The organism is Methylomonas sp. 11b (genome assembly GCF_000515215.1).
Classification (GTDB): domain Bacteria; phylum Pseudomonadota; class Gammaproteobacteria; order Methylococcales; family Methylomonadaceae; genus Methylomonas.
The window spans coordinates 4,653,344-4,665,930 of sequence record NZ_KI911557.1 but is presented as its reverse complement, the minus strand read 5'-3'; the positions used below and the strand labels follow the sequence as shown (position 1 = coordinate 4,665,930).

Below are 12,587 nucleotides of genomic sequence, written 5' to 3'. Positions count from 1 at the left end.
ATCCTAGATCACATTGACTCGCGCCAACAAGGCCGAAAATTCTTCGGCCGCCATCGGCTTGCCAAACAGATAACCCTGCGCCTCGTCGCAGTCGTTTCTCAACAAATATTGCGCCTGTTGCTCCGTCTCCACGCCTTCCGCTATCACCTTGAATTTCAGGATTTTGGCGATGGAAATAATCACCATCACGATGGCGGCGGCGTCAGCGTCGTCGGGTATGTTCGCCACAAACGAGCGATCAATTTTCAGCTTGTCGAAGGCAAACTGCTTGAGTTGGTTCAGGCTGGAATAACCGGTACCGAAATCGTCTATCGAAATTTGCAAGCCGGCTTCCCTGAGCTTGGCCAGGACAGCCCGCTTCCGCACCGGATTGCGGATGAACAAACTTTCCGTCAGCTCCAATTCCAGATATTCGGCAGGCAAGCCGGTTTCGTTGACGATAGCGATGACTTGCGCGACAAAGTCTTCCTGATCTAATTGCCGAGCCGACACGTTGACCGCCATCGTGAAGGGCGGATAGCCGCTTTGCCGCCAAATTTGGCTCTGCCGGCACGCCTCGCCTAACACCCACGCGCCTATCGCCTCGATCAGACCGATTTCTTCGGCGACCGGAATGAACTGATCGGGCGCTATCAAGCCCAGCTCGGGATGCCGCCAGCGGATCAGAGCCTCTGCGCCGACAATCCGCCCGGAATCCAGATCGATTTGCGGCTGATAGTGAAGAAAGAACTCGTCCCGTTGCAGCGCCCGGCGTAAGTCGCTTTCCAGACGCAGTTTGGTCGACACGACAAATTCCATGTTGTCTTCATAAAAACAGTAGGTATTGCCCTGTTCCTTGGCACGATACATCGCGGTATCGGCGTGCTTGATCAACAAACCGCTGTCGGTGCCGTCGGCCGGATACAGCGAAATGCCGATACTGGAGCTGACGTAAAACTCTTGCTCCATCAACGCGAATGGCTGGGCGATGGCGATACGGATCTTGTCGGCGACGGCAGCGGCGACTTGCGGATTGGTGATGTTTGCCAGCAACAGCGTAAATTCGTCGCCGCCGAACCGAGAAACCATGTCTTCCCGCCGCACACAGCCTTGAATCCGCTCCGCCGCGGCTTTCAACAACTGGTCGCCGACATCATGCCCCAAGGTGTCGTTAGTCAGCTTGAACCTATCCAAATCCAGGAACAGCACAGCATGAAGCTGATTTTGATCCGCGCTGACGGCGATCACCGAGTTCAGCCGGTCGATGAATTGCGTGCGATTGGCCAGATTGGTCAAGGGATCGTGGTAAGCCAGGCGATTCAAGGTCCGCTGCGTCAGGCTGGCTTCCAACAAATGCGCGATACGTTTACGCAATACCGCAAAATGAATCGGTTTGGGAATGTAATCATTAGCCCCTATCGAGAAAGCCAATTCCACCGAATGGTCGTTTTCCAGTGCGGTAATCATCAGTATCGGCACGTCGGCGCCGTGGGGCAACGCGCGAATTCTGCGGCAGGCCTCAAACCCGTCCATTTCCGGCATCATCGCGTCCATCAAGATCAAATCAGCCATTTGCCGCTGACACAGCGCCAGCGCCTGCCGGCCGGTGCCGGCCAAATCCACCCGGTAGCCGTCTTTCTCCAGAACATCTTGCAAGGCAAAACGCATGGCTCTATCGTCGTCCGCCACCAGGATTCTGGGCCCCCCCTGCGGGATCGGCTCAGCGGCGGCTTCCCCGCCCATTTCCAAGCGCAACAGTTGTTCGATGAAGCGGTATTCGTCACGCAACTGCTGCAACAAGGCCTCGCCGTTTTCAATCTGTGCTTGAGTCGCCTGCTCTTCCAGTTGCCGGGCAATAAGCGCTAGCTTTTCCGCGCCCAGGTTGCGGCTGGCGCCTTTCAGGCCATGGGCCGATTCGCGTAATTGCGAGCGATTGTCCGTTGCAAGCGCCAGGGCGATTTGCTCGATTTGCGCCGGCGCATCTTCCAGGTAATAGCCGACCATCTTCACAAAACCCTGGCCGATTTCATCGCGCAATTGCCGTAAAACCGCGTGATCCAGCGTCTCGAGCGCGTGGTCCGGCGACAGCGGCTCGGCGGTCACGCACGGCCTGCCCTCGAACCAACTCAACAGTTTCTCCTGCAACGGCTTCAGCTTGATCGGCTTGGCCAGATAATCGTCCATCCCGGCCGCCAGACATAAATCGCTATCGCCTTGCTGGGCGTTGGCGGTCATTGCTACGATGGGCAGCCGGCCCAGCGGTTCCGGCAACAGTCTGATGCGTCGAGTCGCCTCAAAGCCGTCCATGGTCGGCATGTGGCAGTCCATCAGAATCAAATCGAAAGCCTGATGCTCCAGCCATGACAAGGCCTCGACGCCGGAGCCGGCGATTTCGTAACGGCAACCGAGTCGCTCCAACATGCCCGCCGCCACCATTTGGCTGGCACGGTTGTCTTCGACGATTAATATCCGCCGCCCGAGTACGACGGTTTGCTCGACCTCGGGCGCCAAGTCGGCCGCGGGTTCCTGATAATCCTGACCGGCGGTTAATATGAAATCGTATAGCTTGGAAACCTGTACCGGCTTGGCCAACTGCGCGGCAACGTTTGGCAAGCGCGGCAGATTGACGGCATTGCCGGGGTCGGACAGCAACACGATTTTGACATCCGCGAGCGCCGGATCGTGAACGATCATATCCACCCAAGTGGCGTCGTCGGCATCTCTCAGATCAATGATGACAAAATGATACGCCTGGTCCTGATCATTGGCGGAACGCAGCATATCCACGGCTTTGATGCCGTAGCCGCTATGCCGGTAGTGAATTTTCCAGCGCTCCAGACTTTGCGCCAAAAATTGCCGCATTTTGTCATTCTCGGTAACGATCAATATCCGCAGATTGGCGAAATAGGCTTGTCGGGCCTCTGAGATGCCCTCGGTACCGCGCGGCGGATTGAAGGGTACGGTAAACCAGAACGAACTACCTTGCCCTTCCCGGCTTTGGACACCGATTTGCCCGCCCATCAGCTGCACCAATTGCAGGCAAATCGCCAAGCCCAGGCCGGCGCCTTCATAATGCCGGGTTCTGGAACCGTCGGCCTGGACAAAGGCATCGAAAATACTGCTTTGCGCCGCCTCGGGTATACCCATCCCGGTGTCGCTCACGCAGAATCTCAACTGGATGGCATCGCTTGCCGCCGCTTCGGTGTGCACATCGATGGCGATGCCGCCTTGTTCGGTAAACTTCAGCGCGTTGCCGACCAGATTAATCAGCACCTGCCGCACCCTGGAGGCTTCGCCGTTCAACACCAGCGGTATATCGTCGGCTAGCGAGTAAGTGAGTTGCAGATTTTTTCGATGCGCCTGAGCGGACATCAATTCCACGACTTCATCCAAGGTTTCGTAAAGCACGAAATCGACCGGCTGCCGCTTCATCATCCCGGATTCGATGCGCGAGAAATCCAGAATATCTTCGATCAACTTCAACAGCGCTTCGCCGGCGTTGCGGGCTACCATCGAGTATTCCAGCTGCTTGGGCGTCAACCCCATGTCCTGCAACAACTCCAGCATACCCAGCACCGCGTTCAGCGGCGTGCGCAGCTCGTGACTGACATTGGCGGCAAACTCGCCTTTTAGGCGCGCCGATTCTAAAGCCGTGTCGCGAGCGCGTTCCAACTGCCTTTCCCGAGTTTCCAACACCGCCATCATCGTGTTGAAGGCTTCGCCCATTTCGATGATGTCGCGCGGCCCGCTCAACCGGGCCCGAACGTTTTTTGCGCCGGCCGAGGCCTTACGCATCCTCAGCGCCAGTTGTTGAATCGGCAAAGTCAAGCGCCGCGACATCGCCAATAGAAACAGTAAAAACAGCGCGGCCGAGCCGCTGGACGCCATCAAAGTGGTCCAGCGAATTTTTTCTTTCATGACATTGAGCGATTGCTTGCCCATCACCAAGCGCACGTAGCCGACCAATTCCGGCGTCTGCATTTGCGCCTCGAACGGTGACGTCTCTTGCCCCGTGGCGTTGCGCGCGAATACCGGCGCGGCAAAATACCAGGCTTGTTCGTTCTCATGCACCAAGGCCAGGGATTCCGGCCAGCGCACCGCGTCGGCATCGGCGGCGGGCATGGCCGGTTCGCCGCGTTCGAACAAAGGCTCCAGAGCATTGTTGTAAATGGCTACGCCGCGCACATCGGGAAACGCCAGGAAGCGTCGGGCCGGCTCTTCCGCATTCTCCTTGCTGGCATACAGCAAGGCCAACGTGCTCTGTGCAGCAAAGGCCTCCGTGGATTGCCGGCCTTGGGCAACCCATTTATCGCGGACGATGTAGTAAGACAGCGTGGAAATGCCGAATGCCGACAATATCGATATCACCACCAGACCGAAACAAAAGGTCACGGCAAGCTGTTGCAGGAAACTCGCCCGCTTGAACCTAGGCCATCGCAAACGCTTCATGGCGTCTAAGGCACCGGAAAAACCATCGCGAATTCGCGGCGTGTCTGGCTGGAAAAACGCAAACCCAGATGTTCCGCGGTGCGTAAATTGACGGCTACCAGCAAATCCCGCAGCAGTTCGACGGATTCGAATTTGCCGCCCGCCTGCAATTGCTGGATAGCCAAACCGGCCAAACTGCGGCCCATGCTGAAATTGTCCGGGTACAGCGAAAATAATGCGCCTTTGCGCACATGGTCGAGGTTGCTGGAAAACACCACAAAATTTTTCTCCCAGGCTTCGCGCAGCACTTCCGGCAACAAGGACGATTCGTCCATGGCGGCGTTTTCGCGCGGCAGCCAGAGAGCGATGGAATTGTCTTTAACTTCCAGCAAAATCTGCCGGAACTGATCCGAAGAATCGTGTAAGTTGCCGGTCGGTTGCGCTACCAGCGTCAAGCCGCGTTCAAGAGCCGCCCGCCCGGCGCGCTCGATCTCCCAGGCTGTTTGCCGTGGATCGTAGATCACGGTCACTTTTTTCACCTCCGGCACCAGTTTTTTCAGATGATCAAACATGGCTTCCGGGGCCGGCGTCAGGCTGATGCCGGCCAAGCCTTGCACTTCGTCCGGGCGGATCATCGTCGCCCCGATCACCACCGGAAATTGGGAAGATACCGCTTTGGCGACCGCCAATCCGGCGCGGCCCAGCGTCACCACCACATCGATCCTGTCGTTTTTCAGGTCCTGAATCAATTTTTCGACGGACTTGTCGCGCTCGTTCAACAAGTAATGCCCTACCGGCTTACCCAGCTCCTGTTCCATGCCCCGCGCGATCTCCATGAACACCGAACGATAAGGCTCGCGCACATCGGGATAAATGATGGCAACGGTAGGCGCTTGCGCCCAGGCGCCGTCGCCAATCGGCCACAGCAGGCACAAAACCAACCCTAATTGAAAAAATAGTCGCGGGAACAAAATGACTCCTGAATGATTGGTGTAAGCGAGCGACGACTAGGCGTCTCGGCTAAAATTTAATGCTGACTTCGCCGTAAAAACTGCGCGGCGCCAACGGCAAGTCGTTGGGAATCGCAGCCGGATTGCCTGCCAGACTGGGTTCCCGGGCGCTGACATCGAACAAATTACGCACAGAAAAGGCCACTTCGAAATGTTTGGCCAAATTCTGCCGGCGTAGCGTCACATCCACCCAAGTATAATCCGCGACCGGCTTGCGCGTATCGCCGAAACTGCGGTCCCGACCCACAATCCACTTCGCTTGCGGACTGAGCTGCCAGTCGGGCAGAAACTGCCAGTTCAGCCGCAGATAGACCTGATGGTGCGGCGCATAGCCGCTATCGCGGTCCAGGGCCTGGTCACGGCTACGTTGATAGGCGTAGTTGCCGATAATTTTTAAGGTGTCGGCGGCCTGCCATTCCGCTTCCAGTTCGGTACCGTAGCCTTGCTGGATACCGGTATTTTGCGCCGTCGAAGTGGTGGCACCGGCATCCGGCACGAAGCGGATGATGTCCTTCCACCAGAAGTTAAAGAAATTCAAACCCAGGCGCAGGCTGTCCGTCGGCCGGTAGTCGAAACCCAACTCGACGTTTTCCATGGTTTCCGGGCGCAAGGCGGCATTCCCGAGCTGCGCCGGGTTGTTGATGATATACATTTCCTGAAACGACGGCGCCCGGAACGCCGAACCGTACATCAGTTTGGCGGTCAAATCGTAGCGAGCTTCCCAAATCAATGCCGCGCGCGGATTGAAGGTATTGCCGAAATCCGAATAGCGGTCGTAACGAGCGCCGGCGGTCAAACTCCAGTCGTTGGCAAAGTTCCACTGATCCTGCAAAAACAGATAGGCCACTTTCCGATCCACCTCGGGGATAAACGTCGAGGAGGTGCCGGAAACGTCGGTCAGCGGGATGCCCGGCAGCGACGGTATCGGCGTGCCGGTGGCGGGATCGATGCCGAAATTCTGGCTGACCCGCGCCTTGAACAGGCTGTCGTAATTAAAGCCGATACCGCTGCGCAATTGATGTTGCTGAAAACCGCTGTAAGCGAAGGCTTGGCTGATGCGGACATGGCGCTCCCACACCTCGGGATTGCCGATATAACCGTTCGGAAACGTCACCGGCGCACCGGCGCCAATCTGGCCGTTGGCACCGATCGGTAAAGTAGTCCCGGCTGGAAACAGCGTCAGATTACGCTCGATTTCCTGGCTGGATTCGAAATAACTGACCTGAGTAGTCAAATCCCAGTTTTCGATGTCGTCGGTGTGATAGGTCAGATCGGCGTTCCAGCGGTCGCCGGCATAGCGGTTGACCGGATCCAGGGCTTGAGCGACGCCGGAGCCGATGCCGAGATCACTACGGTGTTGCAATCCGCCGCGAAACCGCCAATTACCGCGCGACAAATCCAGCCGGGCATCGAGATTGTCGCGAGACATATTCAGCGGCCCCGGCGCCAGCGAGGCGCTGGTCCCCAGCAAGCGGTCGAACTGGCTTTGCAGGTCGGCATCGACGATGGCGTCCTGACCGGCGGTCTTGTGGTATTCAAAAGCCAGCGCGACGTCGAAGCAGGCCCATTCGCCGCCATGCAAGCCCCAGCCGTCGTAAGTGTCGAAACTGCCGACCCGGCCGCCAAGCTCGGTGCCTTCGATGTCCTGTTTGGTTTTGGTGATGACATTGATCACGCCCGCGAAGGCGTCGGCGCCGTAGACCGCCGATCCCGGTCCGCGCACGACTTCGATGCGGGCAATGTCGCGGATCGGCATGCCGCCCCAAACCTCGCTGCGGCTGCCGGTATAGGAGTTGGTAATCGGAATGCCGTTGACCATCATCAACACTTGTTGATTGAACTGCGAAAAAATGCCGCGAAAGGTATAGATAGGGTTGTAGCCGATGGTGTTACGTTCGACATGCAAACCCGGCACGGTTTCCAGCACTTCGTCGATGTCGGTGGCGCCGATCTGCTTAATATCGGCGGCGGTAATCACCGTGGCGATGGACGGCGCCTTGGAAATCGGTTGTTTGTATCCGCTGGCGATACTGACCATTTCCTCGGTACCGTAAATTTGCGATAAGGCTCTTTCTTCTTCCTCCGGAGAAACCGGTTGCGCTTGAGCGGTCGCGACTATTAGGTAACCGCAACAACTAAGAAGCAGCGGGCGGAAAAACATGGATAACTCCTGTTTTGAATTGTAATTATTAAGAAGTTACGTATTAACCGTAGGGCTAATTTTCCGGGAGAATACCAGGGAGCATGAGGCGTTTTCTAAATTTCAGCCCTTCGTTAAATTCAGATCAATTCTTCTAGGTTTTCCGGCACAGCCCATAGGATAGCAGAGGCGGGAAAATAAGGGACATCGATACCTGCGACGAAATTCTATCGCTTAATCAACAATATCGCGATAACGCCGGCCAATATGAAGGACACACCTTTCCAGAACGCCGCCGGGTTGCGTTCCAACAATGCCGGTCCGGTCTTGGTCAAAAATGCCGGATTGGGATGGCGTAAATCAAAGATAAACTCGGATAAGTCTTCGTAACGTTTATGCGGATCGGGATGCGCGGCCTTGCGGATCGCGTCGTCCACCCAGCCCGGAATATCCCGATTGCGATACAAGGTAGCGTCGTAGCTGAGTTTGTGTTGTGCGGCTCTGGATTTGCATTTAGCCACTTCCGCGCCGTAAGGCAGTTTGCCGGTCAGCATTTGATAGGCAATCACCGCCAGGGAAAACTGCTCGGAACGCACCGAGCCCTGCTCGCCCAGGAAATACTCCGGTGCGGCATATTGCGCGGTGCCGAGAATGTAATGGTGGCCGATGGGAGCGCCCATCTCCATCACCCCCGCCACCCGGGTCGAACCAAAGTCGATGATTTTCACGGTGCCGGTGCCGTCTATCATGATGTTGTCCGGGCGTAGATCCTGATGCAGCATTTCCAGGCGATGAAAGCCCCGCAAGCCCTTGGCAATTTGTTCGACAATGCCGCGCACGGTTTCCAGGTCCGGCTGCGGATGGTCGATCATCCACTGCTTAAGCGTTTGACCGTCGATAAATTCCGTCGCCACATACAGAAAATTGCGTTTGCGGGTCTGCGCGCACGGTTTTAACACATGCGGGTTGTTGATGCGCCGGGCAATCCAGTCTTCCATCAGAAAGCGCTCGAGATACGCCGGATCACCGCGCAAATCGATGGACGGGGTTTTAATCGCCACCTGCGCCTGGGTTTCGCTGTCCACCGCCAGATAAATATGACTGCGGCTGCTGGCGTGTAATTGGCGGACGATGGTGTAACCGTCGAACACCATCCTGGCTTCCAACTGCGGCGGGAACGGCAAGTCGGTTAAAGACTGATACAGTTCATTGGCGCTGGGTAGCGGCAGTTGGTCGATGCGGACAATTTGTATCGACAGATTATCGCCGCTGCCATTTGCGTAGGCCGCCTGGACGATGGCTTTGGCCGCGCCGTCCAAGTCGTCGTCGGCTTGGCGGATGGTTTGGCTCACAAAGTGCGCACTGACGTATTCGTAAACGCCATCGGTCGCCAACACGAACACATCACCCAAGCTGACAGTCAGCGCCTGATAATCGATTTCCAGACGCGAATCCATACCCATCGCCCGGCTCAGGTAACTTTTCTCCTGAGAAATCCATAAGCGATGATCGTGGGTCAGCTGTTCCAACTCGTCGCCGACTAGCCGATAAATCCGCGTGTCGCCGACATGGAACAAATGCGCGGTGGTGGATTTGATCACCAGCGCGCTCAAGGTGCAAACATAGCCGCGATCCATGTCATAACAATCGCGGCTTTGCCGAGTTTGCGCGTATAACCAGGAATTGGTGGCGGTCAACACCCGTTGCACCGACTTCTTCACCGACCAGGCTTCCGAGGTGCAAAAATAATCCGCCAAAAAGCCAGTCACCGCCGCCTGGCTGGCAATATGGCTGACCTCGCTGCTACTGATGCCGTCGGCCAAGGCTATCGCAATGCCTTTGGCGCTTAACTGCGGCTCTTTAGCAATATAAACGCCGTGAAAATCCTGATTCAGCGCCTTGCGGCCTTTATCGGAATATTGACCGACGGTGACGCTCAATGGCCCGGACATGGCTTAAGGCACATTCGCCTTAGTAGCTTTTATAAGGCAGAAACTTCCCGCTCATCACGATTTTGACCCGATCACCTTTCGGATCCGGTTCGCGTTGCAAGTCCATGCTAAAGTCGATAGCGCTCATGATGCCGTCGCCGAACTCCTCGTGAATCAAGGCCTTAAAAGTGGTGCCGTAGACATTCACCAGCTCGTAAAAACGATAGATCAAAGGATCGGTCGGCACGGCGCTAGGCAACGAACCTTTGTATGGCACCACTTGCAGTTGGGCGATAGCCTCGGGCGGCAAATCTAGCAGCGCGCCGATGGTGGCGGCTTGTGCGGCGTTCAAGGTCATCTGCCCCAGCAAGGCGGCAGTGGTCCATTCCTTACTCAAACCTATCGACTCGGCGAGTTGTGCCCAGCTCAGTTGCTTGGCCAGTTTTTGCGTCACGACCAATTCGGTCACTTCGTTGCGTGTCATCTTTAACTCCTTTGCCCATTAAACAGAGAAAAGCCTCGGGCCTAGCAGCGTCGAGGCCGGAATAGAATAACGATCAGTTAGAAAGAGCGTTTCGGCGCGGTTCTGACGTGCGTGGAATACAGGGTCAAGCCGGTGAAGGCCAAGCCGCCAACCAAATTGCCTAAAACAGTCGGAATCTCGTTCCAGACAAAATAATCCATAATCGAGAAATTGCCGCCCATGATCAAACCTGAGGGAAACAAAAACATGTTCACGACCGAGTGTTCGAAGGTCATGCCAAAAAACAGCATGATCGGCATCCACATCGCGATCACCTTACCGCTGACCGACGTCGAAATCATCGCGCCCACCACACCCGTAGACACCATCCAGTTACAGAGCATGCCGCGAATAAAAATGGTAAACCAGCCGGCGATGCCGTATTTGGCATAACCCAGCGTCCGCGCTTCGCCAATGCCGGCCAGTTTTTTGCCGACCGCATCCGGTTCGACGGAAAACCCATAGGTAAAGACGATGGCCATCATCACCGCCACCGTCAAAGCGCCGAGAAAATTGCCTAAAAACACCAAACCCCAGTTTCTGAGGATGCCGGGCAAAGTTACACCGGCGCGCTTGTCCAGCCAAGCCAACGGCGTTAATACGAACACCCCGGTCAGCAAATCAAAACCCAGTAGATACAGCATGCAAAAACCGACCGGAAATAAAATCGCGCCAAAGATCGGCGAGTTGGTTTGTACGGTAATCGCCACGGCAAACACCGCCGCCAATGCCAATATCGCCCCGGCCATGTAAGCGCGGATCAGCGTGTCGCGGGTTGACATGAAGATTTTGGATTCACCGGCATCGACCATCTTTGTGACGAATTCTGACGGAATCAGATAGGACATAACTCACCTTTTAAATGTGGGAACAACATGAATATCGGTGTTTTGCAAGCACCGCCGTTCGTTTGATTAAGCCTGTGTGCGCAAGCTAAAGCTCCCCTGGAAACGGGCGTGTTACTCGTAGGAATGTCTTGAAGAAATAAAGGCAGGCACGACGGACGAGTAAACGATGCAGCGGGTATAAAACCAGCAACGTTTCAACGCCGTTGTTGAAGGGAACCGAGGGTGCGCCATTGCACCGCGTAACTTGCAGCACGGATTGTGCCAGCCATCCGAATCCAGCGACGGCAAGCTCTAGGCTGCGAATCCAAGCAAGCCAAACCCAGGTTTCGCACCAAAACGGACTGCCAACGCACCAAAACAGGAAAAGGCGAATCTAAAATACACCGCTCAACAGCGACCCAGCCAATATCGACATCCGCGCCCCCATCCCCTATTTTCTGCAAAAACATCAAGTAGCGGCTATGCTTCGCCGACGATTACCCAGCATCCGATTCTAACGTCACCGCCCTATGTAGCTGAGCCTATGCCATCGTCGTCGCTAAATAAAAAACTGGTTCTTACTTACAGTGTATGGAAAAAACTCCTTGCTCTATTCGGATTGGCGCTAGCCTTGCTGATGGCCTGGGCCGGGTTTTTGAGCCATTTTTTCATCCTCGAAGTTAGTTTTATTTTGTTAGGGGCTTATTGGGCTTGGGTGATTCTTGGCACCATGTCGACAATATCGATTACGCTTTATCCAGATAAAATCGTCAAACGCAGTTGGCTAGGCGAAACCACCATTCCAACCCATGCTTTGCTGGTAGCCGATAGCCAAGATCAGGATGGTGCAAAATCCTGGCGTTTTTTTCACGGCTCCAACAAAAACACCCGGGAGTCGATTCAAGTAGCAGGCAATTTTTTGTCGCCGGAACTGAGACTTTGGCTGGACTCCTACCGCCGCAACATCTATCGGCTGGGCAGCTTTTCCAGCCGCCCATTGAGCAGCAACAGCGCCGTCTGTGTAGAATTTGACAAAGCGCTGTCATCCTTCCGTTTCATGGCCGTGCTTACCGGCGTATACCTGTTGGTGTATGTGATTTATGCAACCATGCTGTATTGGCAATATCCGGTGTTTGCCGGTTACGCGCCGCAGTTACCGGTGTGGCCGGTGCGCGTATTGTTTGTAGCCATTGCCTTGGCGGCGTATCCGCTATTGCAAGCGCTGACCAAGCCGCCCGTCAATGTGCCGAACTATTCCTTACGCGTTGCCCAAGCCCAGCAGCAAGCCTTCCGTTCCGCATTGATCGCCAATGGTGTGGCCTGGTTGGGCTTGCCGCTGTTTCTGCTGTGCGGTAACAGACTGGATTTTTATCTAATGCTGTTGATAGGTGCGATTTATTACTACGACTTTTATCCCCGGCTATCCACCTGGGAAAGCATCTTGCAAGCCGCACCGGAAGCCCAGTCGGTCCAAGTAACAGTTCCCCGCCGTTCCATGCAGGTGTCCTTGGCTTTATTGGGCGGCTTATCGCTAGCCAGCTATGCCGGCAACCCGAACGATTTTCGGATTCGTCAGCAGGATTGCGTTGACGACATGGGCAACCCGGTCGAATGTAAAAGCAGTGGTAGCCACGGCAGCGGTTCCGGCTCCAGTTATCGCGGTAATGGCGGCTCGGACAGCCATAGCTCGACAAGACGCGGCGGTTTCGGCTTCTTTGGCGGATCGCACAGTTCGTTCGGCGGCTAAGC

Annotated in this window: 7 protein-coding genes; 1 reads left to right on the top strand and 6 read right to left on the bottom strand. The window is 55.7% G+C overall.

Annotated elements, in window-relative coordinates; all coding sequences use genetic code 11:
* Positions 1–3: 3 nt before the first annotated feature.
* The 6 genes from METH11B_RS0122420 to METH11B_RS0122395 form a co-directional block, all read right to left on the bottom strand.
* Positions 4–4,428, bottom strand: coding sequence for an EAL domain-containing protein (locus METH11B_RS0122420; RefSeq protein WP_026603963.1), 4,425 nt, complete (start codon positions 4,426–4,428; stop codon positions 4–6).
* Between the two features lie 5 nt (positions 4,429–4,433).
* Complete coding sequence (locus METH11B_RS0122415) at positions 4,434–5,378, bottom strand: ABC transporter substrate-binding protein (protein WP_026603962.1); 945 nt, start codon at positions 5,376–5,378, stop codon at positions 4,434–4,436.
* A 49-nt stretch (positions 5,379–5,427) separates the two neighbouring features.
* A complete protein-coding gene (locus METH11B_RS0122410) occupies positions 5,428–7,578 on the bottom strand; it encodes a TonB-dependent receptor plug domain-containing protein (protein ID WP_026603961.1) in 2,151 nt (716 codons plus the stop codon).
* Positions 7,579–7,784: 206 nt separating this feature from the next.
* The gene (locus tag METH11B_RS0122405) at positions 7,785–9,509 is read right to left on the bottom strand and encodes a bifunctional protein-serine/threonine kinase/phosphatase (RefSeq protein ID WP_026603960.1); all 1,725 of its coding nucleotides are present in this window, start codon (positions 9,507–9,509) and stop codon (positions 7,785–7,787) included.
* Positions 9,510–9,528: 19 nt separating this feature from the next.
* On the bottom strand, positions 9,529–9,972 hold the full coding sequence (gene cynS, locus METH11B_RS0122400; RefSeq protein ID WP_026603959.1) for a cyanase: 444 nt from the start codon (positions 9,970–9,972) through the stop codon (positions 9,529–9,531).
* 77 nt (positions 9,973–10,049) lie between these two features.
* Entirely contained in the window at positions 10,050–10,859 is an 810-nt protein-coding gene (locus METH11B_RS0122395; RefSeq protein ID WP_026603958.1) for a formate/nitrite transporter family protein, read from the bottom strand.
* A 523-nt stretch (positions 10,860–11,382) separates the two neighbouring features.
* Here METH11B_RS0122395 and METH11B_RS0122385 point away from each other — a divergent pair.
* Complete coding sequence (locus METH11B_RS0122385) at positions 11,383–12,585, top strand: hypothetical protein (protein WP_155931180.1); 1,203 nt, start codon at positions 11,383–11,385, stop codon at positions 12,583–12,585.
* The last annotated feature ends 2 nt before the right edge of the window (positions 12,586–12,587 follow it).